General features: G+C 59.5%; 20 protein-coding genes. 9 read left to right on the top strand and 11 right to left on the bottom strand.

Going from position 1 to position 24,403, the window contains the following annotated elements:
• Nucleotides 1–216: 216 nt before the first annotated feature.
• Together hemN and K4O48_RS10270 are read right to left on the bottom strand one after the other, a co-directional pair.
• Complete coding sequence (gene hemN / locus K4O48_RS10275; RefSeq protein WP_222908139.1) at nucleotides 217–1,605, bottom strand: oxygen-independent coproporphyrinogen III oxidase; 1,389 nt, start codon at nucleotides 1,603–1,605, stop codon at nucleotides 217–219.
• Between the two features lie 198 nt (nucleotides 1,606–1,803).
• Nucleotides 1,804–3,426, bottom strand: a complete 1,623-nt coding sequence (locus K4O48_RS10270; RefSeq protein ID WP_222908138.1) for a methyl-accepting chemotaxis protein — start codon at nucleotides 3,424–3,426, stop codon at nucleotides 1,804–1,806.
• Nucleotides 3,427–4,048: 622 nt separating this feature from the next.
• On the opposite strand from K4O48_RS10270, the gene galU reads away from it, so the two are divergent.
• A complete protein-coding gene (gene galU, locus K4O48_RS10265; protein WP_222908137.1) occupies nucleotides 4,049–4,888 on the top strand; it encodes a UTP--glucose-1-phosphate uridylyltransferase GalU in 840 nt (279 codons plus the stop codon).
• A 48-nt stretch (nucleotides 4,889–4,936) separates the two neighbouring features.
• Here the strand turns inward: galU and K4O48_RS10260 are convergent, their stop codons facing one another.
• Nucleotides 4,937–5,359, bottom strand: coding sequence for a VOC family protein (locus K4O48_RS10260; protein WP_222908136.1), 423 nt, complete (start codon nucleotides 5,357–5,359; stop codon nucleotides 4,937–4,939).
• 71 nt (nucleotides 5,360–5,430) lie between these two features.
• Here K4O48_RS10260 and gorA point away from each other — a divergent pair, with 71 nt between their 5' ends.
• On the top strand, nucleotides 5,431–6,789 hold the full coding sequence (gene gorA, locus K4O48_RS10255; protein ID WP_222911896.1) for a glutathione-disulfide reductase: 1,359 nt from the start codon (nucleotides 5,431–5,433) through the stop codon (nucleotides 6,787–6,789).
• Between the two features lie 129 nt (nucleotides 6,790–6,918).
• Here gorA and K4O48_RS10250 read toward each other — a convergent pair whose 3' ends face one another.
• Nucleotides 6,919–7,410, bottom strand: a complete 492-nt coding sequence (locus tag K4O48_RS10250) for a copper chaperone PCu(A)C (RefSeq protein ID WP_222911895.1) — start codon at nucleotides 7,408–7,410, stop codon at nucleotides 6,919–6,921.
• Nucleotides 7,411–7,579: 169 nt separating this feature from the next.
• Between K4O48_RS10250 and K4O48_RS10245 the strand changes: the two genes are divergently transcribed.
• Genes K4O48_RS10245 through K4O48_RS10235 form a run of 3 tightly spaced genes read left to right on the top strand, consistent with a single transcriptional unit; the run spans nucleotide 7,580 to nucleotide 9,391 of the window.
• Entirely contained in the window at nucleotides 7,580–7,948 is a 369-nt protein-coding gene (locus K4O48_RS10245) for a YidH family protein (protein ID WP_222911894.1), read from the top strand.
• 1 nt (nucleotide 7,949) lies between these two features.
• On the top strand, nucleotides 7,950–8,324 hold the full coding sequence (locus K4O48_RS10240) for a DUF202 domain-containing protein (protein ID WP_222911893.1): 375 nt from the start codon (nucleotides 7,950–7,952) through the stop codon (nucleotides 8,322–8,324).
• Nucleotides 8,325–8,347: 23 nt separating this feature from the next.
• On the top strand, nucleotides 8,348–9,391 hold the full coding sequence (locus K4O48_RS10235; protein WP_222911892.1) for a threonine aldolase family protein: 1,044 nt from the start codon (nucleotides 8,348–8,350) through the stop codon (nucleotides 9,389–9,391).
• A gap of 46 nt (nucleotides 9,392–9,437) precedes the next feature.
• Here the strand turns inward: K4O48_RS10235 and K4O48_RS10230 are convergent, their stop codons facing one another.
• The 7 genes from K4O48_RS10230 to xylA all read right to left on the bottom strand — a co-directional run bounded on the left by K4O48_RS10230 (nucleotide 9,438) and on the right by xylA (nucleotide 18,667).
• The gene (locus K4O48_RS10230; RefSeq protein WP_222911891.1) at nucleotides 9,438–10,574 is read right to left on the bottom strand and encodes a catalase family protein; all 1,137 of its coding nucleotides are present in this window, start codon (nucleotides 10,572–10,574) and stop codon (nucleotides 9,438–9,440) included.
• 22 nt (nucleotides 10,575–10,596) lie between these two features.
• Complete coding sequence (locus tag K4O48_RS10225; protein ID WP_222911890.1) at nucleotides 10,597–12,468, bottom strand: di-heme-cytochrome C peroxidase; 1,872 nt, start codon at nucleotides 12,466–12,468, stop codon at nucleotides 10,597–10,599.
• Nucleotides 12,469–12,843: 375 nt separating this feature from the next.
• Complete coding sequence (locus K4O48_RS10220) at nucleotides 12,844–13,056, bottom strand: DUF2790 domain-containing protein (protein ID WP_222912060.1); 213 nt, start codon at nucleotides 13,054–13,056, stop codon at nucleotides 12,844–12,846.
• 347 nt (nucleotides 13,057–13,403) lie between these two features.
• Nucleotides 13,404–14,540 (bottom strand): sugar ABC transporter permease, encoded by a 1,137-nt coding sequence (locus tag K4O48_RS10215; RefSeq protein ID WP_222911889.1) that lies wholly within the window; start codon nucleotides 14,538–14,540, stop codon nucleotides 13,404–13,406.
• A complete protein-coding gene (gene xylG / locus K4O48_RS10210; RefSeq protein ID WP_222911888.1) occupies nucleotides 14,541–16,097 on the bottom strand; it encodes a D-xylose ABC transporter ATP-binding protein in 1,557 nt (518 codons plus the stop codon).
• A 105-nt stretch (nucleotides 16,098–16,202) separates the two neighbouring features.
• Nucleotides 16,203–17,204, bottom strand: coding sequence for a D-xylose ABC transporter substrate-binding protein (gene xylF, locus K4O48_RS10205; RefSeq protein ID WP_222911887.1), 1,002 nt, complete (start codon nucleotides 17,202–17,204; stop codon nucleotides 16,203–16,205).
• A gap of 146 nt (nucleotides 17,205–17,350) precedes the next feature.
• Entirely contained in the window at nucleotides 17,351–18,667 is a 1,317-nt protein-coding gene (gene xylA / locus K4O48_RS10200) for a xylose isomerase (RefSeq protein WP_222911886.1), read from the bottom strand.
• A 142-nt stretch (nucleotides 18,668–18,809) separates the two neighbouring features.
• Here xylA and K4O48_RS10195 point away from each other — a divergent pair, with 142 nt between their 5' ends.
• The 4 genes from K4O48_RS10195 to K4O48_RS10180 all read left to right on the top strand — a co-directional run bounded on the left by K4O48_RS10195 (nucleotide 18,810) and on the right by K4O48_RS10180 (nucleotide 24,377).
• Entirely contained in the window at nucleotides 18,810–19,997 is a 1,188-nt protein-coding gene (locus K4O48_RS10195) for a DNA-binding transcriptional regulator (RefSeq protein ID WP_222911885.1), read from the top strand.
• Nucleotides 19,998–21,163: 1,166 nt separating this feature from the next.
• Nucleotides 21,164–22,534, top strand: a complete 1,371-nt coding sequence (locus K4O48_RS10190; protein ID WP_222911884.1) for an ABC transporter substrate-binding protein — start codon at nucleotides 21,164–21,166, stop codon at nucleotides 22,532–22,534.
• A gap of 53 nt (nucleotides 22,535–22,587) precedes the next feature.
• A complete protein-coding gene (locus K4O48_RS10185; RefSeq protein WP_222911883.1) occupies nucleotides 22,588–23,508 on the top strand; it encodes an ABC transporter permease in 921 nt (306 codons plus the stop codon).
• Entirely contained in the window at nucleotides 23,505–24,377 is an 873-nt protein-coding gene (locus tag K4O48_RS10180; RefSeq protein ID WP_222911882.1) for an ABC transporter ATP-binding protein, read from the top strand. Before K4O48_RS10185 ends, K4O48_RS10180 begins: the two co-directional genes overlap by 4 nt.
• Nucleotides 24,378–24,403 lie beyond the last annotated feature (26 nt).

Here is a 24,403-nt window from a genome sequence, read left to right as displayed (position 1 = left end):
GTCCGGTTCGGTCATACAGGGCTGGTCGGCCCGAAGAGGCTGGGTATTTATACAGTTGCCAAGAGGTTTGGCAACGGTTGGACGATCAATGGCGGGGATGGGCTGCTCCTCAGCCGGTCTGCGATAAACACGCCGGGTTGAAGAGCAGCAGAGCGGTGATGGGTACGACAGATCGATGGACCAGCCGGTGACTGGCCTTTCCTATCGGATGTTGAATCAGACGGTGCGCGAGAACCGACCGCGCTGTTCGCCGCCGAGATAGGCATCGAAGGCCATGGCCACGTTTCGCATCATCAGGTGACCTTGTGGCATGAGCACGACGGCGTCCTCGCGGATCTCCACCAGTCCGTCAGCAATGTGCTCGTCGAGCTTGGCCAGCGAGTCGGCGAAGTAGTCGCGGAAGACAATGCCGTAGCGCTGCTCCATTTCGGCGAAATCAATGCGGCCATGGCACATCAGCGAAATGATCACATCGCGACGTAGACGATCGTCTTCGCTGAGCTTGTAACCGCGCTGCACAGGCAGCATCCCTTCGTTCAGTCGTGCGTAGTACTGCGACAGCTCTTTCACGTTCTGGCTGTAGCTATCACCGACCTTGCCTATCGAGGAAATCCCGAGGCCAATCAGGTCGCAGTCGGCGTGCGTCGAGTAGCCTTGGAAATTGCGCTGTAGCGTGCCGTTGGCACGGGCGAGGGTCAGTTCGTCATCGGGGAGCGAAAAGTGATCCATGCCGATATAGACGTAGCCGGCGTCGGTCAGGCGCTTGATGGTGAGCTCAAGCAACTCCAGCTTCCGCTCTGGCGGCGGCATGTCTTCCGGCCGAATCAACTTTTGCGCGCGTACCAGCTCCGGTAGATGCGCGTAACTGTAAGCGGCGATACGGTCCGGACGGATATCGATGATCTTATTAAGGGTGGTGTTGAAGCTTTCAACGGTCTGTAACGGCAGGCCGTAAATCAGGTCGACGCTGATCGACTTGAAGTGGGCATCGCGTGCGGCCTGCACCAACTCGCGGGTTTGCTCCTCGGTCTGGATGCGGTTGACCGCGATCTGGACTTGCTCGTCGAAGTCCTGCACACCAAAGCTCAAACGGTTGAAGCCGAGCTTGCGCAGGCCGTGGATCTGTTCAGGGGTAACGGTACGTGGATCGACTTCGAGCGAAAACTCATGGTTGTCGCTGTCGTCCATGTTGAAGGCCTGATGCAGCGTGGCCATTAAGTCTGCCAGTTGCTCACTGGTGAGATAGGTCGGCGTGCCGCCGCCCAGGTGCAACTGGGTCAGCTTGCGGGAACGATCAAACAACGCCGCCTGCATCTGGATTTCTCGCTTTAGGTATTCCAGGTATTCAACGGCACGGTCGGTCTTGTGGGTGATGATTTTGTTGCACGCGCAGTAGTAGCAAAGGCTTTTGCAGAACGGGATATGGATGTACACCGACAGCGGCTTGGGCGTTGCGGCCTCGTTGGTTTCCTTCGCGGCGTTGCGATAGTCATCGATGGCGAACGCCTGATGAAACTGTGGCGCGGTGGGGTAGGAGGTGTAGCGAGGACCCGGACGGTCATACTTCTCGACCAGGGCGCGGTTAAAGCTCGGCGTTTGGTCCATGTGTGATTTTCACCTTGCGGTTAATAGGGTGGGTAGCCGCCAGAGGTGTAACTGCGGCCTGCGACATCGTGGCGCGATTATCCCTGATTCTAGCCGAGGAGTCGGCTGTCTCAGATCAAGATCGAGACAGCCGACGGCGATGTCGTATCGCAGCCGGTCGGGTAGCAGCCGCCACGCAGGATTCATCGGGGCGATGAATCAGAGCCGGAACTGCTTAACCAGACGATTCAGCTCCGCGGCGAGTTGTACCAGTTCATCACTGATCTGCGCGGTTTGCGAGGCGTCGGTCAGCGTTGTATCGGCAATGGCGCTGATGGTTGTGATGTTCCGGTTAATTTCGTCAGCGACCGCGCCCTGTTGCTCTGCAGCTGTCGCTATTTGCGTGTTCATGCCGTTGATGGTGTTCACTTCGCCGGCAATGACCGTAAGGCTCTGTGCGGTCTTTCCTACGCGGTCCGACCCTGAATGTGCGCGAACTTGAGCACCCTCCATCGCCTGTACCGCTTTGCGCACGCCATTTTGCAACTGTTCGATAGTGTGCTGAATTTCTTCCGTGGATTTCTGCGTGCGAGAGGCAAGGGTGCGGACCTCGTCCGCGACCACCGCGAAGCCGCGGCCTTGTTCGCCCGCACGAGCGGCTTCGATCGCGGCATTCAACGCAAGCAGGTTGGTTTGCTCCGCGATGCCATTGATCACGTTCAGCACCATGCCGATGCTGACGCTGTCGGTTTCGACCAGTTTGATCACCTGGGCGGCGTTCTCGATATCACCGATCAACACTTCGATGCTCTGCAAGGCCTCGTTGGCAAGCGCGACGCCGGCACGCGACTCGTTGTCAGCCCCACTCGAAGCCGTAGCGGTCTCATTCGCATGGCGCGCCACCTCTTGAACGGTCGCGCTCATTTCGTTCATCGCTGAGGCGACCATGTCGGTTTCGCTGCGCTGCTCCATCACAGCCGAGTGCGTTTTCTCCGCCACGCGGGAGACTCGTTCGGACACCTCACCGAGCTGCTGGGTCACGGCTGCCACTGCTTCCAGACTATTGCGGAACTTGAAGATCATTCGGTTGAACGCGTGGCCCATGGCGCCGACCTCGTCCTGAGCGTGCACGGCAACCGTGCGGCTAAGGTCCTCATCTGCGGTCATCGCCTCCATGGTGTGGCGCATGTCATTGATGCGGCTGATAACCACCCGGCGAATGATGTAGCTCATGATGACCAGCCCGATCACCAGCAGCAGCGCCTGGATTGCCGCGGACGTCAGGATGTTGCCGTGCACCTCGCTATCCAGGGCAGACAGGTCATAGCTGATACGGACCGCGCCCATGACCGTGTCCTGCGGGACCTGATGGCAGGTCAGGCAATTCGTACCGCGGTAATCCTGCTGCGCATGGATCGGGTTGATCACCGTCAGCACCCGCCCGTTTTGCCCCTCGCTCACTTCAACGGTGGCCTCACCCGCGAGCGCGCGCTGGTCCAGCGTATCGACGGGTGCTTGGTGTGCCAAACCGGGGCCGAACACGTTGGTCACCGGCTCGCCGCGAACGATCCGCGCATCGATGACGCCCGGGCGCGCAAGGATCTTGTTACGCAACACCTCACGCTGCCCCATTGTGCCGGTCAGCATCATGGTGTTGATGCTGTCGAAATAGGAGTCTGCGGTGTCCTTGGTCTGCTGCTCGACGACCTGCAGTATCAGCTGCTTTTCGGAACCGGCTGAATAGAGCAGAGACGCAGCCAGTACCAGGGCGAACACCACAAGCAGGGCCAGATTGATTTTCGACTGAACGGACATTTGCCGAGCGGGAGAGGTGCTGTTCATCCTGTTCCTTAGGTACTGCTAATACATACGAGCGAGTTAGCCCGTCGGCCGCGGCCTGCCGCCGTAGGGGCAACGAAACACTCGTGTCTTCATCTGTCCGAGGTATCGGCTGGTTGTCCGGACTCTTTACAGGGTTTTTGGTGGCTTCATTGTGGCAGGCAAAGCGCCATCATTTAGGCCGGGGACATCCTAGTGCGTGTCTCACGGGCGAACGCCAGTCGGGGGTATTAAAAGAAAAATATCTGCGGTTTCGCTGATCTGCGTCAGGAAATCAGAACCTGTCGGGACACGGCTGAGGGCCGAGCTCACATGGATCGAATTTGCTTCATATGACATAGGAAGCCTCAGACTCAGCCTGAATGCTCCGATGCGTCTGAATTTATTTAGCGGAGCTACTTGGCAAGCCTCTCGGCTCGTATCAGGCTATGTATCAACGGCATGTCAACAGCCATCGGTCGGTTCGATTCGGTCGAACAGATTCGGGATGGCCGTGGTCGAACCCCTCGTCGTTTCGGTGGTCGTAGCCTCTAGTCAGCCGCTGTCGGCGGCACAAGCAGGGTATGGCTGCTGACCGATTTGGCGCGCAGTGCATCAACTGGAACCTTCCTCTTCAAGGACTCACATGATCAAGAAATGCCTTTTTCCTGCGGCCGGATATGGCACGCGCTTCCTCCCGGCGACCAAAGCAATGCCCAAGGAGATGTTGCCGGTAGTGAATAAGCCCCTCATTCAGTACGGGGTTGAAGAGGCACTCGCCGCAGGGCTCAGTCAGATCGCGATCGTTACCGGCCGTGGCAAGCGTTCCCTGGAAGATCACTTCGATATCAGTTACGAGCTTGAACATCAGATCCGCAACACGGACAAAGAAAAGTACCTGGTTGGCATTCGCAAACTGATTGACCAGTGCAGCTTCTCGTACACCCGCCAGGTAGAAATGAAAGGCTTGGGCCACGCCATTCTCAGCGGTCGACCATTGATTGGTGACGAGCCCTTCGCTGTGGTCCTGGCTGATGACCTTTGCATCAACCTTGATGGCGATCCGGTCCTGGCCCAGATGGTCAAGCTGTACAACCAGTTCCGCTGCTCGATCGTCGCGATTCAGGAAGTGCCGCCAGAAGAGACCAGCAAGTACGGCGTGATCGCTGGCGAGATGATCCGTGACGACATTTTCCGCGTCAGCCACATGGTCGAAAAACCCAAACCGGAAGATGCTCCTTCAAACCTCGCCATCATCGGCCGCTACATCCTGACACCCGATATTTTCAACCTGATCGAGCAGACCGAGCCAGGCAAGGGTGGCGAGATCCAGATCACTGACGCTTTGATGCGCCAGGCCCAGGACGGCTGTGTTCTGGCATACAAATTCAAAGGCCAACGTTTCGATTGCGGTAGCGCCGAAGGCTATATCGCAGCAACGAACTTCTGCTACGAGAACTTCTATCTCACCGGCAAGGCGTTCTGAAGCAGGGCGTGCCGAGCACAAGGCCACCTTCGGGTGGCCTTGTTCGTTTCAGGGCGCCGGCATTTCCTCCGAGCCTGGCCCCAGTGGCTGGCCATAGCTGAACTCGACGTAGTTGCCAGCGGGATCCCGGACGCCGCAGTAATAGCCGACCGGATAGGGTTCGTCGCGCGGCTCCCAGACCAGGCATCCCGCCTGACGAGCGCGTGCCGCGATCGCATCAACGTCCTCCCGATTCTCAAGCGCAAAGCCGAAATGGCTGTAGTCATTGTCAGCCAGATCACGCGCCTGACCGCCGGGCATGATCACAAAGATAAATTCACGTTCCTTGCCGGGTTCGGCCATCCAGACGATGCGCGAACCTTTTCCGGCGCGCTCATGAAATACATGCATACCGCAAAACTGTGCGTAGAACGCGATGCATGCGTCGAGATCGGGAACATGCAGAGCCAGGTGGGTCAGGGTAGGGCGCATGCGGCACTCCTTCGGTGATCAGGGGAAACGCCTGGGTTATGCTGTGCGTTCTACAAGGGAGACAACAGTTCATGGCTTACGACTTCGATCTTTTCGTCATCGGTGCGGGTTCCGGTGGCGTCCGTGCCGCTCGTTTTGCTGCAGGCTATGGCGCCCGCGTGGCGGTAGCCGAAAGCCGTTACCTGGGTGGCACGTGCGTCAATGTCGGCTGTGTACCGAAGAAGTTGCTGGTCTATGGTGCTCACTACGCCGAAGACATCGGCCAGGCCCAAGGTTATGGCTGGACAATCGATGGCGCGACCTTTGACTGGAAAACGCTGATCGCCAACAAGGATCGCGAGATCCAGCGGCTCAACGGCATCTATAAAAACTTGCTGGTCGATAGCGGCGTTACCTTGTTGGAAGCACATGCACGGTTGGTTGACGCGCATACCGTTGAGGTCGAAGGTCAGCAATACACCGCTGAGCACATCCTGATCGCCACCGGCGGCTGGCCGTTCGTGCCTGACGTGCCGGGTCGTGAGCATGCCATCACGTCCAACGAAGCGTTTTATCTCGAGGCGTTGCCACGCCGAGTGCTGGTGGTTGGGGGTGGCTACATTGCCGTCGAGTTCGCTTCTATCTTTCATGGCTGTGGCGCCGACACCAAGCTGCTCTATCGGGGTGAGCTGTTTCTTCGCGGTTTCGATGGTGCCCTGCGCGACCATCTCAAGGATGAGCTGATCAAGAAGGATATCGACCTGCAGTTCAATGCCGATATTGCTCGCATCGACAAACAAACGGACGGAACGCTGCTCGCGACGCTTCAAGACGGGCGCGTTCTGGAAGCCGATTGCATCCTCTACGCAACGGGCCGGCGGCCGATGCTCGATGGGTTGGGTCTTGAGCATCTCGATGTCGCACTGGATGAGCGCGGATTCATAGCTGTCGACGATCAATTCAGAACCTCTACGCCTTCGATTCTGGCCATCGGTGACGTGATCGGGCGAATCCAACTGACGCCCGTTGCGCTTGCTGAGGGTATGGCTGTGGCGCGGCAGCTGTTCAAGCCCGAGGAGTACCGGCCCGTTGACTACAACACCATAGCCACGGCTGTGTTCAGCCTACCGAACATGGCGACTGTCGGGCTCACTGAGGAAGAAGCACGGGCGCAAGGGCACAAGGTGGTGCTGTTCGAAAGTCGCTTCCGCCCCATGAAACTGACCATGACGGGCAGCCTCGAGCGAAGCCTGATGAAGCTAGTGGTGGATGCCGAAACCGATAAGGTGCTGGGTTGCCACATGGCCGGTCCGGACGCCGGAGAAATCATGCAAGGCATGGCTGTCGCGCTGAAGGCAGGCGCTACTAAGCGGATTTTTGACGATACCGTCGGAATTCATCCAACTGCGGCGGAAGAGTTCGTCACGATGCGCACCCCGACTGGCATCTGATCGGCCCGCGGCGCCACCCGCGCTTTTAGGCTTGGCGCTGCGACCCGCCGCATCTCCGCTCGGTAAGCAGGGCGAATCTGCTACAGAGCAGCCTACTCGATAAGCAAGCTGCTAGAAGGTTCCCAGTGGTCAGTGATGCTGATGGGTGTTATCGCTGGCCTCCGGTGGCCCATCCTGGATCGGGACGTCAACAGTCATTTCTCCCGAGCGCTCGAAGATCAGCGTGAGGGGAAATGTTTCGCCGGCCGCTAATGGCGTGTTGGGTTTGAACAGCATGACGTGATTGCCGCCCGGCTTGAAGGCTACGTCCCCGCCGGCCGGAACCTCGACCGAGTCGATTCGCTCCATACGCATCATCTCGCCAGTGTGAACGTGGGTGTGCAGCTCGGCTTTTTCTGCACGAGAGGTCTGCACGTCAACCAGTCGATCCGGCTTATCCCCCGGGTTGCGCACGTTGAAGTAAACCGCGCCTGTCGGCGCAGTTGGCGGCATGGCGCGAGACCACACCTGCGTAATGATTGGCGCTCCTTCCACTGCATGATGACCATGCGCATGGTCGTCAGCGAGTGCTGTCAGGGTGGCTGTACCGAGGGCGAGTGCGGTAACCAGGCGAAGCAGCATGAACCTATCTCCGGGGTGGTTTTGAGGCCGCACATTAGCATGAGGCGGTTACGTCAGGCGTAAGCGGGGAGCGCTCGGTCAGCGACGCAGGCGGACACGATGGAACCTGCAGACCCGTTACGTTTCTGTTTGAATGAGTGCACCCATCCGATCAGAGACGAATCACCCAATGGAACGAAGTCGCTGGAGTCACCGGTTGCTGTCCGGCGGAAAGGAGCCCGATCCGCGGTTCACCCTGGCCAACGAACGGACCTTCCTCGCCTGGATTCGCACTTCTCTGGCGTTATTGGCCGGCGGTGTGGCAGTCGAAGCCTTTGCCGGAGCCATCTTTACACTGGAGATTCGCAAGGTTCTCTCGGTCTCGCTGCTGCTGCTGGCAATGTTTATCAGCTCCACAGCCTGCCTGCGCTGGCTTAGCATCGAACGTGCGATTCGCCACAGTGGGCCATTGCCGTTCCCGTTGCTGATACCGATCCTCTCGATCGGCGGTACATTGGTGACCTTGGTGCTTATCAGCTACATCGCCCTGAGAACCTGAGATGCACATCTCCTTTCGCCGACGCCTGGAGCCCAAACCGCCGCCACCGCCGCTGCATGAAGACCCAGGCCTTCAGCCTGAACGCACTTCGTTAGCCTGGAGCCGAACGTTGCTGACATTGCTGACAGTCAGCGCCCTGTTCCTGCGGTGGATGCCGTATCACGGCGCTTTTGTTGGCGCGCTCGTGGCGCTGTCGTTGATGACCGCGCTGGGCATCTGGACGACCCAGCAGCGACGCTATATGCGCAACGCAAGCGGCCTGAAGAGTGGCCGGATGCAAGCAGACGTAGTTTCCGTATTCTGGCTCGGTGCGTCGGTAGCCGTACTCGCTGCGCTGGGGCTTTATACCGTTATTTACTTGCCCATCACCTACTAGGGCCGCAGATTGAAGAGGCTGAGATGACCACCGCTAACCAGCAGTTCGCCAGCGACAACTATTCCGGTATTTGCCCAGAAGCCTGGGACGCCATGGCACGTGCCAATCAGGGACATGACCGGGCCTACGGCGACGATGAATGGACGACGCGCGCTGCCGACCATTTTCGTCAACTGTTCGAAACCGATTGCGAGGTTTTCTTCGCCTTCAACGGTACCGCGGCCAATTCACTGGCGTTATCAGCCTTATGCCAGAGCTACCACAGCGTGATCTGCGGTGACATCGCGCATATCGAGACAGATGAGTGCGGGGCACCCGAGTTCTTTTCCAACGGCTCCAAGCTACTGGTCGCCCCAACGGACCAGGGCAAGCTCACGCCTACGGCGATCCGTGACGTTGCGCTTAAGCGCAAGGATATTCACTACCCCAAGCCGCGCGTCGTGAGCATCACCCAAGCCACGGAAATTGGTACGGTGTATCGCCCCGACGAGCTTCGTGCCATCAGCGACACCTGCAAGGAATTGGGGCTGCATCTGCATATGGATGGGGCGCGGTTCGCCAATGCCTGCGCATTTCTCGGGCTGTCGCCTGCGGAGCTGAGCTGGAAAGCTGGCGTTGATGTGCTGTGTTTCGGCGGCACGAAGAACGGCATGGCCGTGGGGGAAGCGATCCTGTTCTTCAATCGAGAACTGGCGGAGGATTTCGAGTACCGCTGCAAGCAGGCCGGCCAGTTGGCATCGAAGATGCGATTTCTCTCTGCGCCGTGGGTGGGATTGCTCGAAAACGGCGCCTGGATGAACTATGCAAAGCACGCCAACCAATGTGCGCAATTGTTAGCCAGGCTGATCAGCGATGTGCCGGGCGTGCAGTTGATGTTTCCCGTCGAGGCGAACGGCGTCTTCGTCAGCATCCCACCATTGGCACTCGAAGCACTGCGAAGCCGCGGTTGGATGTTTTACACCTTCATCGGCGTGGGAGGCGCGCGGTTCATGTGCTCCTGGGATACCAGTGAGAATCGCGTACGGCAGTTGGCGGAAGATATACGCGATGTCGTGTTGGCGAACTAACACGCTCGACGCTTCGCTTACGCCATCCTGAAGCGCGCATGGCCCGTTAGCGGACACCGTTACGCTCCAGCCGATAGGCGCTGATGGATTCGTAGACCGCTTTGCGCAACCGGTTGATTCCGCCAATCGGGCGATGCTCAGGAAGCGCATGCCACGGGTTGAAGGAGAGATTATCGCAGTCGAGGTTTTGCCCAGGGCTGTCAAAATCTTGCGCCATCACCCGGACGTCCGCTATCGTCTCGAAGGCCGAAACCGTCTCGCTCCATTCAATGCTGGTGTCTTCGATAGGCATGTAGTGCTCGGTATTCTGCAGTTGAACCTGCAGGACGAAGCAGGCCGGCACCCGGTCGAGCGACAATTGCTGATAAAGCGCGCTGCGCAAGAAGTTCGGCAGATCGCGGTTCTGCTCCGGCAATTGGTACGCGGGACATTGCTCTGGTGCCGGAGCGACCCGATATTTAATGTTGTGGGGCCCCAGTTTGAAGGGGGCTACCGAACTGTAAACAGTCGCAACCGGGCTCTGCGGCGCAGGCGATAGCGTCTTGAGTGCAATGAACAGGTGGCGCAGTTCCCAGCTCCGCGGATCGAGGCTCGGCAAAAAAGCCAGCACCTTTTTGCCCTCCGCCTGCGCGGCAAAGTTGCTGCGGTACTCAGCAACGTCTCGGACAAAGAACACCGGATGGTTGAACATCACGAAATCCTGTTCGCTCGCGTGACGCGGGTCGCGAGTGAGTTTGTCGCCCGGCACGTCGAGCAGCTTTATCGCCATGCCACGGGCATCATTGATGCGGTCGAACTGCGGGTACGCATTCCCGTTAGATAACCGCATCCACGCGTTCCACTCTCTGCCGGGCTCGCTAAACACGCCATGCCGAAGGCTGCTCGGAATATCGTCGCGGATCCTAACCTGGGCGCGAACGCACCCGTGAGCCTTGGCATGCGCATCGCGCAGGACTCGAGTGTTATCGCGGTGCTGTTCAATTACCGCAATGGCATCCGTGATGATGGCTCGCGTGTCGGCAGCTTCGGTCGGCGCGATTACCTCGTCCGCCGAGACTGGCCCCTGATGCTCGAAGTGGAAGAAGAGGGCGCCGATCGCCCATCCAGCCAGGGCTAACGCAACTAGGACGATCACTATTCGACTGATCAGGCGGCCGAGCCAAAGCCAGAGTCTCGAAAACATATGCAAATCCTTCTGCGGCGTGTCAGTAGCACGATGGGCCGGGGTTATAGGGATGCGACGGGAGCGCTTGCAGCTTCGGTTCAATCACCGGATCGCCCAGCACCTTGAGGTATTCAACCAACGCCCAGCGCTCATGCGGCGCCAATGCCCGGCCGACGACGCCGTTGCCGCGACAACCCGCGCGGAACTCATGGCCCTGATTGCTATTGCCGGTGATCGCTGTGTCGAGCAGGAAGCCGCCCTTGAAAGGTTCGGTGCGGATTCCGACCTGCTTCGGGTCGTACTCACGGCCACCGACCCAAAAGGTTTCTTGCCGCTCAGCCACGGGAGATAGCAATTGGAAGAGCGTCGGCACCGAGCCGTTGTGCAGGAAGGGTGGTGTCGCCCAGACACCCTCGAGCGGGCGGGCTTTATAGCCGCGCAGCTCCTGTACGCCGATCGGAAGGCCATACCCGTTGAATGTGGCGCGCTCCGGTGGCGTGATGCCTGCGTCGCGGTACGCGCGCTGCTCTACATACGCGGTGATGTAGGCCAGCCCCTTGGCACTCGAAATGCTGCCAAGATCCAGCGGAGCATCGCGCTCGCCGTACACGCGCACATCGAGGCGGTCCAACTCGTCCTGTGCCCAACCGAGCCGGGTCAGGTCGAAACGGTGGTCGGCGATGTTGTCAGCGGTGGTCGGGTCTGTTCCGACTATCTTCAGAGGAATCACCCGCATGCGCCATTCCGGGTCGCGGCCCGGTGCGAAGCGCTTTTCAACGGGCTTGGGTTTGGCCTCGTGGCAATAGGCGCAATTCTCACGGTACAACGCGCGACCAAGGCTGGCCTGCCCGATATCGATCTCGCCCAGCACGTCTTCAGGCCAAAGCGGCGGGGCGAGGCGGGTTAGGGTTGTTTCCAGCCGGTAGAGATCACGCACGCGTACGCCCGAGTCGTAACGGTCCGCCTCAGGTACGGGATGCCCGCGCTCGTCCAGCAACGCCAACCGAGCACCCACCCCCAGCGCCTCGCCAATGTTACGTGCCATCGGTTGCATGGCTGAGCCGTTCCACTGCACCCAGTCGAACTTCCAAATGTCCCAGAGCTGCGGGTAGCTCACGGGCGCGTTTGCAATGCGGTAGTTAGACGGATCAATCGCATCGCCGAACGCTGTGTTGGCAATGCGGCCAAACGCATCGGTACGACCGAAGCCTTCCTCGGTCGGGTAGAGGCCTCGGTGCCAGTCGTTGAAGGCAGTCCCAAGCAGCCGATCAAGGACCTGTTTAAAGTCGCGGCGCAGCTGATCGCGGTCGCGCGAATAATGCTCGCCAAGAACTTCGCGGGCGAAACGTCGGAACTTGAGTGGGTTGTAGTACGTAAACGCCATGCTCATCCCGAGCGCCTGCCCAAAGGAGCCGCCGCGCAGCGTCGGTACGGTCGACGCCAATGAATGCATCGCCGCGCCGCCATCGATACGGAGCGCCTGACCCTTGAAGCGCAACTCGCCCGTATGGCAAGCCGCACAGGTGACGTCTAAATAGGTGCGGCCAGTATCGGTATCGTCATGACGGGCAAAGCCGACGGGCAGATTGCCGGGGTTGATAGCGGTTGCTGTCTGGCTGGGATCAACCAGGAAACCGAAGCGCGCCAGGTGGCTGGGCGACGCGAATCTGTCCTGGCTGAACGGCTGCTCCAGCGACGTGAACCAGTCATATTCCAAGCCCTTGATCTGCGTGCCTTGCGGCGTGTAGTAGTAAGTCTGCCTATCGGCCTCGCTCCATTGATCGAGGTAACGAAGCCCAGCGGGCGCCTCGTATTCCGGCAGATTCGGGTAAGCCACGAAATACAACATGACGGCGGCCATAAGACCAGCCAGAGACAGGAGCCCGAGCAGGGCACGTCGCAACAATCGCATCGATACATCCTTGTAAACGCAATGGCAAGCTCGGCGTTATGGCAGGATTTGTAGGTAATGGCAATACGCCGTTACGCGTACAAAATGTACACCGCGCGAGAGCTGAGGGAAATGCACTAAGACTCAACCAAGGATATTGCAATGACCTCGTCGGAAGACGTTCGGTATCGTGATGCATTTCATGTTTGTAAAACTAACAAAAATGTCTTGGCTCTATGAGTAAGGTCGGTCGTAAGGTTGTCGTGGCCATAAGGGGTGGCACCACACTTATAACGCAATAGGGTTGGATTTATACCAGCGGTTATTTAGCACCGGTTAATTCCCAGGGACGGGTTGGTGGTACCGAGGCACTTTCCCTAGTGCCCCGGTGGCTCATCAGTTCTGGCTGCATGCGCTGGACAACACGACATATTGCAGTGCTCGCGTTTCTCCGGACGAGTCGGTGTACGTCATGGTCTGTTCAACCGGTTCGCAGGCAGCGCTATCTTGAGTAGTGATGGACAAGACTTTTACTACATCCAGCTGCGTCCCGTACTCATACGATTGGGGCGCACTATCAGCTAGTGCAGTCAAACTTAGAAAGAACATGCCAAACGCAGTCGTACTAAGCGCGCCTCTACTGTTTATGCTCATGATATTTACTCCGAAGTGTTTTATAAGTTTCTAAGCAAATATGATGGAGCGATCTTCGGATTCAAAAAAGATGAGCGTGATATTAATTATCAGGCCCATCGATTTTGGTGTTTCGATAAAACAACTGCCGCACCCATTTCCCTATTGAGATTCGGAACGTAACCGGGCGTCCATTCGTCTACTCAAACCAAAACTCGGTTCAGTTCCTTTCTCATAGCCTTGCACGCCGGGGTGAAGGCAATGGAGCCGCAGGCCTGCATCTCGGAGCGTAAGCCTGCGAAAACGCCTCCAGGCCGGGCGGATTAGCGCCGTCCGGCCCGGGTGCTTACATCTACCCACACTGCCAGCACCAGGATGCTGCCCTTGACGATCATCTGCCAGTAGCTGTCTACGTCCAGCATGGACATGCCATTGTCCAGGCTGGTGATGACCAAGGCGCCGAGGAGGGCGCCATAGACGGTGCCGGAACCACCCCGCATGGAGGTGCCGCCGATAAAGCAGGCGGCAATGGCGTCGAGTTCGCCCATGCTGCCCGCCGAGGGTGAGCCGGCGGCCAGACGTGCGGTATTGACCATCCCGGCGAAGGCGCACATCACGCCCATGATGCCGAATATCCACAGCTTCACCGCCTGGACGTTGATGCCCGACAGGCGTGTCGCCTCCATGTTGCTGCCAACTGAGTAGATGCGTCGGCCAAATACGGTCTGGCTGGTGACGTAACTGAACACGCCCAGCAGCACGAGCAGGAGCAGCACCGGAACCGGGATACCGTCATAGCTGTTGAGCGTCTGGACAAACCCGGCCAATACCGCACCGATCAACGCCACGCGCAACAGGTCACGTACAAGCGAGTGCGGAGCCAGGCCATGGAGAGCGCGATTGCGTCGCTGTTTCCAGGTCAGGAACAGCGTCAGGGCGAACAGCAGGACGCCGAGCACCACACCCGCTGTACGCGGTAGATAACCCTGGCCGATGTAGACCAGGGAAGGCGACACCGGAGCGATGGTGGTGCCGTCGGTAATCCCCAGCAGGATCCCGCGAAATGCCAGCATGCCGCCCAGCCCGACAATGAACGACGGAATGCGCATGTACGCGGTCATATAGCCGTTCGCCAGGCCGATCATCAGCCCCAACAGCGCCACCAGGCTCAGGTTCGCCATGAGCGGCACGTTGTAGATCACGTCCAGGATGGCTGCCACACCGCCCAGCAGGCCCAGCATCGAGCCCACCGAGAGGTCGATCTCGCCGCTGATGATCACCAGTACCATGCCGCAGGCGAGAATCCCGGTGATGGACATCTGTCGCAGCAGGTTAGACAGGTTGCGCGGGGTCAGGAACCCGCCCTCGGTCTGCCAACTGAAGAACAGCCAGATAATGGCTACAGCGATCACCAGCGCGAGCATCTTGTAGCGGGTGAAGAGTTGTTTGACCTGATTCATCTACGCGGACTTCCGATCATTATTGTTATGGCCATCGGGTTGGCTGAGCGCGGCGGCGAGCACCTGCGCCTGGGTGAGCTCTTGGTTGATAAAGTCGCCCCGCAACTGACCATCACCGATCACCAGGACGCGGTCGGAGACCCCAAGTACTTCGGCCAGCTCCGAAGAAACCATGATGATCGACACGCCTTCGGCCGCCAGCGCGCCCATGAGCTTGTAGATCTCGTATTTGGCGCCGACGTCGACCCCTCGCGTGGGCTCGTCGAGAATCAGCACCCGGGGCCGGGTCAGGAGCATCTTGGCCAACACGGCCTTCTGCTGGTTGCCGCCGGACAGGCTGGTGATCGGCAGAAAGGGGCTCGCGGTCTTGAGGTGCATGCGCGAGATTTCCGTGTCGATGCTGCTCAGTTCGGCTTCGGCATCGATGCGGGTCATCTTTGCGTAGTTCTCCAGCACCGCCAGGGTGATGTTCTGGCCGACGCACAGATCCGGGATGATGCCCTGGCGCTTGCGGTCTTCAGGCACCATGCACAGTCCGGCGCGGATGGACTTGAGCGGCGTGCGGGTGTCGATCGGCTGGCCTTCCAGCAACACCTCCGCTTCGTAGCGGCCGGGATAGGCGCCGAACAACGCGGACACCAGCTCCGTGCGCCCCGCGCCTACCAGCCCGGCAATACCGAGGATCTCGCCACGCTTGAGCACGAAAGAAATGTCGTCGACCCGTTTGCGCCTGGGGTTGTCGACGTCATAGCAGGTGACGTTCCGGGCCTCGAAGATCACCTCGCCAATCTCGTGGGGCTCAGTGGGGTACAGGTTGTTCATCTCGCGCCCCACCATCTGCGCGATGATCCTGGAAATGTCCATGTCTGCCATGGCGGTCGTGGCGATGTGCTGGCCGTCGCGAATCACCGAAATGGTGTCGCAAACGGCCGCCACTTCATCGAGTTTGTGCGAGATATAGACGCAGGCTACGCCCTTGGCCTTGAGGTCGCGGATGATGTCCAGCAACACGTCGATTTCCGAACGGGTCAGGGCCGAGGAGGGCTCGTCGAGGATCAGCAGGCGTGCCTGCTTGTTCAACGCCTTGGCGATTTCCACCAATTGCTGGTGGCCGCCGCCGTACTGCGAGACCGGCAGCGAGACGTTCATGTCCGGCACCTTGAGTTCGCGCATCAGGGCTTCGGCGCGGTGGATCATCGCCGGATAGTTCATGCGCCCGCCGGGCAGGGTCAGCTCGTGACCCATGAAGATGTTCTCGACCACCGACAGGTCGGGAACCAGGGTCAGCTCCTGGTGGATGATGACGATCCCGGCGGCTTCGGTTTCGTTGATCGATTTGGCCCGTAGCGGCTGGCCGTCCCAGACAATTTCACCCTCCCAGGTGCCGTAGGGATAAACCCCGGAGAGCACTTTCATCAGCGTCGACTTGCCAGCGCCGTTCTCGCCGCACAGGCCCACACATTCGCCAGGCCTGACCTTGATATCGATGGCGTCCAGGGCTTTGACACCGTCGAAGGTTTTGACGATGCCGTTCATTTGCAACAGGTATTCGGACACGAGGAGGTACTCACAGATAAGCAACAGGCGGGGTGTCGGCAGGGGTTGCCTGCCGATCCACGGGGTCGCGCTCGGGTGGTCAATCGAGCCTGCGCGGCTCGATGATCATTGCCCGGCGATCTGTGCCTTGGTGTAGAAGCCGTCCTGTTCCAGCAGGTCAATGTTGTCGCGGGTCAACAGGGTAGGGGTGAGCAGAATGGTGTCGACCTGCTTGGCACCGTTATCGAGCTGGGAGCTGAACGTAGGCTTCTCGTCGCGCGCCAGCTGTACCGAGAGCTTGGCCGCTTCCGAGGCAATCAGCTTCAGCGGCTTGTAGACGGTCATCGTCTGGGTGCCATCGATCACCCGCTTGACCGCCGCCAGGTCGGCGTCCTGACCGGAAATCGGGACCTCGCCGGCCAGCTTCTGCGCCGCCAGCGCCTGGATGGCGCCGCCGGCCGTGGCGTCGTTCGAGGCAACAATGCCATCGATCTTGTTGTCGTTCCGGGTCAGGGCGTTCTCGACGATGCTCAGCGCTTCGGTCGGGTTCCATTCCCTGACCCATTGCTGCCCGACGATCTTGATGTCGCCGCGGTCGATTGCAGGCTGCAACACCTTCATCTGGCCTTCGCGCAGGACCTTGGCGTTGTTGTCCGTGGGCGCGCCACCGAGAAGGAAGTAGTTGCCCTTGGGCGCCGCCTGCAGCACGCCCTGGGCCTGCAGTTCACCGACCTTCTCATTGTCGAACGAAATGTAGGCGTCGATATCGGCGTTAAGGATCAGCCGGTCGTAGGACACCACCTTGATCCCGGCCCGTTTGGCCTCGGCCACGACATTGGTCAGCACGGTTGCGTTGAAGGGCACGATGACGATCACGTCGACGCCCCGGGAAATGAGGTTCTCGATCTGCGAAATCTGCTTCTGCTCGTTGGCGTCGGCCGACTGAACATAGACTTTGGCGCCCATCTCCTCGGCTGCCGCGACGAAGTAGTCACGGTCCCGGGCCCAGCGCTCCAAACGCAGGTCATCGATGGAAAAGCCGATTTTCGGGTTGGCGGGATCGGCCATCAGCGGGAGGGAGAAGAGGGCGATTGCCCCGGCGAGCAGCATGCGCGTTACTGTTTTCATGGTGGTGCGTCCTTTTATTGTTGTTGGAGACACTGCCTGACGATAAGGGTGATGCAGATGGAACTGTAGGAAGTCGTACGGCGCCGTGAGTAACGAATTGTCGCGAGAATGTAACTGCGCGGCGCCGGCCGACCTTTCCCGTCGCGTCAGGGATAGATGTACTGATTGACCAGGCCTTCGAGCATTTCCTGGCGACCGCTAACCGCCTGCGGATTCAGACTGCTGGCGAAGGCGTGTTGGGCCAGTGATTCGAGGCTGAATTCGCCCGCCAGTACGGCCCGCCCCAACGACTGCTGCCAGCCGGCGTAACGTTGATCCTTGAACTGCTGGAGGCGGTCGTCCTGAACCATGGCAGCCGCGCACTCCAGTGACAGTGCGAGGACGTCCATCGCCGCGACGTGGCCGTAGAACAGATCGACTTCATCCAGGCTCTGCCGGCGAACCTTGGAATCGAAGTTGAACCCGCCATTCCTGAAGCCGCCGGCCTTGAGGATTTCGTAGAGCGCCAGGGTCATTTCTTCGACGCTGTTGGGAAACTGATCGGTATCCCAGCCGTTCTGCGGATCACCGCGATTGGCGTCGATGCTGCCGAAGATTCCCAACGAAACCGCCGTGGCGATCTCGTGGTGGAAACTGTGGCCGGCGAGGGTCGCGTGGTTGGCCTCGATGTTGACCTTGATTTCGTTTTCCAGACCGAACTGCTGCAAAAAGCCGTGGACCGTGGCGCTGTCGTAATCGTACTGGTGCTTGGTTGGCTCCTGCGGCTTGGGCTCGATGAGCAGGTCGCCTTCGAATCCGATCTTGTGCCTGTGCTCGACCACCATGAGCATGAAGCGGCCCAGCTGTTCCCGTTCCCGTTTCAGGTCGGTGTTGAGCAGGGTTTCGTAGCCTTCGCGGCCACCCCACAGTACGTAGTTCGAGCCATTTAGCCGATGAGTTGCACTCATGGCGCTGAACACCTGGGCGGCGGCGCAGGCGAACACTTCCGGGTTGGGATTGCTGGCCGCACCTGCAGCGAAGCGCGGGTTGCTGAAGCAATTGGCGGTTCCCCAGAGCAGCTTGATGCCGCTTTGTTCCTGATGGCGCTCCAGATGGTCGACCATCTGCGCGAAGTTGTTGCGGTATTCCTTGAGCGAACTGCCTTCCGGTGCAACATCCGTATCGTGAAAGCAGTAGTAGTCGATGCCGAGCTTGGTGAAGAACTCGAACGCTGCCTCTGCCTTGCCTATGGCCATTTCCATCGGCTCGCCAGACTGCTGCCACGGGCGCCTGAAAGTGCCGGCGCCGAACACGTCGGACCCCGGCCAGACGAAGCTGTGCCAATAACAGACCGCCATTCGCAGATGCTCGCGCATGGGCTTACCGAGAATGATCTTGTCGGCGTCGTAGTGGCGAAAGGCAAGGGGAGAGTCGCTTGCGGTACCTTGAAAGCGGATCTTGTCGATATCGGGGAAGTAGGGCATTGGTATGGCCTTGTTGTTCTTGGCTGTGTCCCGATACTAGCAACGGCCCTATAGGCAATTAGTATGAAAGTCACCAAACCAGGGTTCGATTTTGACCTAACCTCTGTCGACGATTAGCCCTTGACCGGACAGGGCAACAACAATGAAAACCGTACCGATCGTTCACCGTATTGCGCTGTTGTTCAACGGCAGCAAGATCTATGACCGCGGCATCATCAGCGGCATCGGCAACTACCTGAGCAGTACCCGCGCATCCTGGGATCTGTTTCTTGAGGAGGATTTTCACTGCCGCTTGAAAGGAATCGAGCGCTGGCAGGGGGACGGCATCATCGCTGACTTCGACGATCCACTGATCGGCGAGGCATTGGCCGGCATCAGGTTGCCGGTGGTGGCGGTGGGCGGTTCCTATCGAGACGAAAGGGCCTATCCGAAAGGCATCCCTTACGTGGCTACCGATAATGAGGCGTTGATAACGCTGGCATACGAACACCTGATCGAGGCCGGACTGACGCGTTTTGCCTGCTTCAGCCTGCCCGAGGCTCAGGCCAATCGTTGGGCCCAGGAACGGGAAAAGGTTTTTCGCCGTCTGATGCAGCGCGATGGATTGCAGGTCGAGATCTATCGCGGAATGGGAACCAGCGCGCCGCTCTGGGACAGCGCCGTCGAGCAGCAGATCGCCTGGCTGCAAAGCCTGCCCAAACCCATCGGCATTATCGCCGTGACGGATGCCCGTGCCCGGCAATTGCTGCAAGCCTGCCTCACCGCCGGAATAGCAGTGCCGGAGCAGGTAGCGCTGATCGGCATCGACAACGACCCGCTGACACGCAGCCTGACCCGCGTTCCACTGAGTTCGGTCGTCCAGGGCACCGAAACCATGGGCCGAACCGCAGCGCACTTGCTCCATCAGATGCTGCACGGCATGCAGTCTGCCGGGACTCACATTTTGGTACCCCCGGACTCGGTCAACGTGCAGCTGTCGAGCCTGCATCAACCCTTGGGTAACCCGCACGTCATGCGGGCGCTGCTGTTCATCCGCCAATACGCCTGCCAGGGCATCAAGACCGAGCAGGTGGCGGCATACGTCGGCGTGTCGCGATCATCCCTGGAGTCGCATTTTCGAAAGGCCCGGGGTTGCAGCGTGCATGACGAGATCCTGCGCTTCAAACTGGCCGCCGCCACGCGCAGGTTAGAAAGCGCTGAATCAACCATTGCAGACATTGCTCAGCATTGCGGCTTCAAATCTGCGCAGTACCTTCATACCGTTTTCCGGCGCGAGTACGGATGTACGCCTCGGGAATACCAGCACGGCGCGAAGGTGGTGATGCAGTGACTCTCAAGTGTCATGCGCAAACGCAATGAATCAAAGCGCTGCACGAATGGCCTGAACAATCGCAGCAGGCAAAAACTTGGGCAGCTGCGCAGGCTGACAGACTCGGGCTTCGCAAGGCGGCGAGCTGTGCAGTTTTGCGGATGCAGTGTGGGGAGATAGACCGACAGATGTATTGGCTGGGTGCTTCGAATAGATCTGCCATAAACGCTATTTAACATAATATAGATTATGCGAACCAAAGGTGGCCACGTTGGGGCTCGCCCTAGGCTGATCGATCACTGTGGTCAGTCACCTAACCCCAAGCTCGGTCGATAGATAGGAAAACGCTGACTGCCGCAGCGACAGCCTTTCATTTAATCCTTCGAACGCAGGCTAAGGCGCGTTCCGTCACGCTGTTGTAGGCAATTACCGATCGCTAAACGACGAATATCCGCCATTGGCTCTGCTGGTTCCGCTTTGCGTCCATACGGCGGACTTATAACGGCCTGTCTCCACATTGACAGTCAAAGAAGTTCGCCACTGCTCGGGAGCGATAATTGTCATAAGGCGCTCGCCGATTGGCCTCAAGCCAAGTCAGACGTATGACAGGACCAGCTCACGGTCACCTAGCTAACGGTTTTCGTAAGTTAGCGCTCTGAGTGGTCGGCGGCCTGTTTCCAATTCTTGCCGTGTCAGCACGCTGAATATCGGCTGAGCCACGCTGCACCTGCTGGTCGCAGCGAGCTTAGATTTCTGCAACCGCTGAAGCTTTAGTAATGAAGATGGCGGCTGGAAATACCCGGTGTTTCTAGCCTTCACCGCGCTGGCCTTGGGCCGGCTGGATAACGGTGCTTTTGCCCTGAAACGCTCGGTACGTACCTAGGCGTTAACTAACCAGGAACCTCGTTTCTCCCTGCGGCGCCCGCTATCGCCATGCTTGTTTCACTTGTTCTATACGCCGAAATTCATACTGCGCCGTACTGGGCCAGCCTCAACAAACTCGCACCATACGCGAGCGCAGCGGGCCCTCGCCCGCCTCTGACCCCATAGTCAGTAACTCGCGTAAATCCATCATGAAAACAAGGAGATAAGCCGAACTCACTGCACGTTGGCATACCCGATGCACCTTCAAACACAGGCGTCATGCCCTGTTAGTACAAGTTGCTCAACCGCCAAGGTGAAGACAAATGGACAACCGGAATAGCCTGCTTGCAACCTCATTGATCGGATCGCTCATGGTCTTGAGCGGACCTGCTGCGGCGGAAACCATCCGCGTCGGTATCGGCCATCAGAGCATGGTCACCAACACCGTTTCCGGTGGCGTCGTGCTTGAAAAGCTCGGCCTGCTTGACCAGTTGTTACCCAAGACCGGCAAGTACAGCGACGCCGACTACCAGATCGAATTTCGCGATTACGATTCCGGCCCGCCGATCACCAACCAGATGCTGGCTGGCAAGCTCGACTTCGGCGTCATGGGCGATTACCCACTGATCGTCAACGGTGCCAAATTCCAGGCCACTGGAAAGCAAGAAACTCGCTTCATCGCGGTAACCGGCTACAACCTGAAAGGTACCGGCAACGGCATCGTGGTGCCGGCGGCCTCCTCCGTGCAAAGCCTGCAGGATCTGGCCGGCAAGAGCCTGTCTACGCCGGTCGGCAGTGCGGCCTGGGGCATGACATTGAAAGTCCTGCGTGATGCCGGTCTGTCGGACAAGGTCACGCTGGTCAACCAGAGCCCGCCTGTTGGCGCTGCCAACATCGCAGCCGGCAAGATCGACGCACACGCCGACTTCTGTCCCTGGTCGGAGATCATGGAGTTTCGTGGCACAGGCCGGAAAATCTATGACGGCAGCGAAGCCGGAGTTCCAACCTTCCACGGCATCGTAGTGCGCGAGGCCTTCGCCGAGAAATATCCCGAAGTCGTCGAGGGCGTGCTCAAGGCCACCCTCGCTGCGCAGAAGTGGATCAGTGAGGACCCGATGCGTGCCGCCACCCAGGTGGCCGAATGGACCGGTGTCGACAAGGAGGTGCTCTACCTCTACTTCAGCAACGGCGGCATTTCGACCATGGAAGCGAGCATCAAGCCGCAGTGGGTCGAGGCGATGAAATATGACCACGCGCTGCTCCAGAAGGAAATGGACATTCCCGACCTGGATTTCGCCGCCTGGATAGACGACTCCTACCTCAAGCGCGCCTACGCCGCGTCCAACATGGACTACGAGGCCATGATGCAAAACGTGGTCAGCCCAGCACCACGCACTCCGGGCCGCAAGCCGGCGGAGATCTGGTTCGCTGATAAAGGCGTTGTCGCCTACGACAGCACCGCGGACATGCTCGCCGCCGAAGCGAAGGCCAAGGCCGACGGCTCTACCCTCTACGCCACCTACGTCTACGACAACCTCACCGGGCTGAAGCTGTTCGGCAAGGCCGCCTACCTGGTCAAGGACCCGAGCGGCGAAGTCCTCGCCTTCATGAAAAAGGGTGACTCCGAGCGGCATGTCGCCGAGAGCGGTGGCGTACCACTGGCCGCCACGCAGCCGGTCGCGATGTTGCCCTGACCCCTCACATGCGCCGCAGAGCGCAGTGCAAACCTGAGCCGAGGAGCATAACCATGAGTGTCAAACCGAACCCCGTGTTCGATCCAGCCACGCCACCGCCAGCCATAACCGTGGCGCCCGCGCTGGAAGTCGCCGCCGCGCCAAGCCCGTCAGCTGAGCCAGATTCGCCCGCAGCCAACCGGCCCTGGCGGCGTATGCCGGCCATGACCGGCCGCTATCTGGTGCGTGTCGCCGCGCTGCTGATGGCCTTGGTGATCTGGCATTTCGCAGCCAGTAGCGGCTTCAACTTCTTCATCAATTTCGAGAACGTGCCGACGCCGCTGCTGGTAGGAGAGGCACTGGTGTCTCAGCTCTCCAGCTCCGAGTTCTACCTGCACATCGTCCACAGCATGGAGCGGATCGCCATCGCCTATGCCTACGCCGTGGTGCTGGGTGTGCTGGCCGGGGTAATGATGGGTCGCTCGCGTTGGGCCGAAGACATCATCCTGCCGTACATTGAGCTGTTCCGGCCGATTCCCGCGGTGGCCTGGATTCCTCTGGCGATCCTGATGTTGCCCACCGAGCAGTCGAGCATCGTCTTCATCACCTTTCTAGGCGCCTTCTTCCCCATCGTGCTCAACACCGTGCACGGCGTAGAGCAGACGCCTGATGTGCTGGTCCGCGCCGCCCGCAGCTTGGGCGCCAGCAAGAGAGCCATCCTCTGGCATGTGGTGATCCCCGGTGCGATGCCGAGCATCGTCGCGGGACTGGCGATTGGCATGGGTGTGGCCTGGTTCTCGCTGCTCGCCGGCGAAATCATCAGCGGCCAGTACGGCATCGGCTACTTCACCTGGACGTCATACACCCTGGTCAAGTACCCGGAAATCATCATCGGCATGCTCACCATCGGCGGCCTCGGCACGCTGTGCACGTTGCTCGTGCGCAAGGCCTGCGCGCCGCTGCTGCACTGGCAGGCCAAAGGAGGTCGGCCATGAGCACTGCCGTTCAGGACAACCGCCTCGCCGTGCTCGACCACAGCCGTCTGCGCGCCAAAGCCAACAGCAAGGGTGAGGGACGCGGCCAAATCAGCGTGCGAAACCTGCACATCGAATTTGATTACCAGGGCGGCAAGCGTGCCGCGGTACAAGACGCTCAACTGGAGATCCGTCCTGGCGAGTTCGTCTGCCTGCTCGGCCCATCCGGCTGCGGTAAGTCGACTCTGCTCAACGCCATGGCCGGCTTCGTCAATCCGACTCGCGGCGAGCTGACCATCGACGGAAAAGGTGTCGATGCGCCAAGCCCGGACCGTGGCATGGTGTTCCAGCAGCACTCGCTGTTCCCCTGGAAAACCGTGCGCGACAACGTCGCCTTCGGACCGCTGATGGCCGGCGCATCGCGCAATGAAGCGTGCAGCGTGGCCCGCACCTTTCTCTCGCTGGTTGGCCTGGCCGCTTTCGAGGACGCCTACCCCGGCACGCTGTCCGGCGGCATGCAGCAGCGTGTCGGCATTGCCCGCGCGCTGGCCAACTACCCCAGCGTGCTGCTGATGGACGAGCCCTTCGGCGCGCTGGATGCACAGACGCGAATCATGATGCAGGAGAACCTGCTGGAGATCTGGCGCGAGTTCCGCAACACCGTGGTGTTCGTCACCCACGACATCGACGAAGCGGTGTTCCTCTCCGACCGCATCGTGGTGATGAGCGCCAGCCCCGGCCGGATCATCGCCGACATCAAGGTCACCCTGCCCCGGCCGCGCGAGCAAAGCCTGCTCACCAGCACGGCGTTCATGGACTACAAGCGCCAGTGTCTGGACCTGATCCGTCAGGAAACCCTGCGCGCCTTTCAGCAGCAGAACGGAGGCTGAACATGCACAACACGTTCCGTTGTTCG

Source organism: Pseudomonas sp. DNDY-54, from assembly GCF_019880365.1.
GTDB lineage: Bacteria > Pseudomonadota > Gammaproteobacteria > Pseudomonadales > Pseudomonadaceae > Stutzerimonas > Stutzerimonas stutzeri_P.
Note: the sequence above shows the minus strand (reverse complement) of the source record. Positions and strands in the feature narration are given on the sequence as shown.

Bases quoted from the DNA above. Each gene is read 5' to 3' on its own strand.
- K4O48_RS10225 (WP_222911890.1), bottom strand. From the start codon at position 12,468: ATGCGATTGTTGCGACGTGCCCTGCTCGGGCTCCTGTCTCTGGCTGGT.
- K4O48_RS10260 (WP_222908136.1), bottom strand. From the start codon at position 5,359: ATGCGCCCTACCCTGACCCACCTGGCTCTGCATGTTCCCGATCTCGAC.
- xylF (WP_222911887.1), bottom strand. From the start codon at position 17,204: ATGAAAACAGTAACGCGCATGCTGCTCGCCGGGGCAATCGCCCTCTTC.
- K4O48_RS10270 (WP_222908138.1), bottom strand. From the start codon at position 3,426: ATGAACAGCACCTCTCCCGCTCGGCAAATGTCCGTTCAGTCGAAAATC.
- K4O48_RS10190 (WP_222911884.1), top strand. From the start codon at position 21,164: ATGGACAACCGGAATAGCCTGCTTGCAACCTCATTGATCGGATCGCTC.
- hemN (WP_222908139.1), bottom strand. From the start codon at position 1,605: ATGGACCAAACGCCGAGCTTTAACCGCGCCCTGGTCGAGAAGTATGAC.
- gorA (WP_222911896.1), top strand. From the start codon at position 5,431: ATGGCTTACGACTTCGATCTTTTCGTCATCGGTGCGGGTTCCGGTGGC.
- K4O48_RS10230 (WP_222911891.1), bottom strand. From the start codon at position 10,574: ATGTTTTCGAGACTCTGGCTTTGGCTCGGCCGCCTGATCAGTCGAATA.
- K4O48_RS10245 (WP_222911894.1), top strand. From the start codon at position 7,580: ATGGAACGAAGTCGCTGGAGTCACCGGTTGCTGTCCGGCGGAAAGGAG.
- K4O48_RS10235 (WP_222911892.1), top strand. From the start codon at position 8,348: ATGACCACCGCTAACCAGCAGTTCGCCAGCGACAACTATTCCGGTATT.
- xylA (WP_222911886.1), bottom strand. From the start codon at position 18,667: ATGCCCTACTTCCCCGATATCGACAAGATCCGCTTTCAAGGTACCGCA.
- K4O48_RS10215 (WP_222911889.1), bottom strand. From the start codon at position 14,540: ATGAATCAGGTCAAACAACTCTTCACCCGCTACAAGATGCTCGCGCTG.
- K4O48_RS10220 (WP_222912060.1), bottom strand. From the start codon at position 13,056: ATGTTCTTTCTAAGTTTGACTGCACTAGCTGATAGTGCGCCCCAATCG.
- K4O48_RS10180 (WP_222911882.1), top strand. From the start codon at position 23,505: ATGAGCACTGCCGTTCAGGACAACCGCCTCGCCGTGCTCGACCACAGC.
- K4O48_RS10185 (WP_222911883.1), top strand. From the start codon at position 22,588: ATGAGTGTCAAACCGAACCCCGTGTTCGATCCAGCCACGCCACCGCCA.
- K4O48_RS10240 (WP_222911893.1), top strand. From the start codon at position 7,950: ATGCACATCTCCTTTCGCCGACGCCTGGAGCCCAAACCGCCGCCACCG.
- K4O48_RS10250 (WP_222911895.1), bottom strand. From the start codon at position 7,410: ATGCTGCTTCGCCTGGTTACCGCACTCGCCCTCGGTACAGCCACCCTG.
- K4O48_RS10195 (WP_222911885.1), top strand. From the start codon at position 18,810: ATGAAAACCGTACCGATCGTTCACCGTATTGCGCTGTTGTTCAACGGC.
- galU (WP_222908137.1), top strand. From the start codon at position 4,049: ATGATCAAGAAATGCCTTTTTCCTGCGGCCGGATATGGCACGCGCTTC.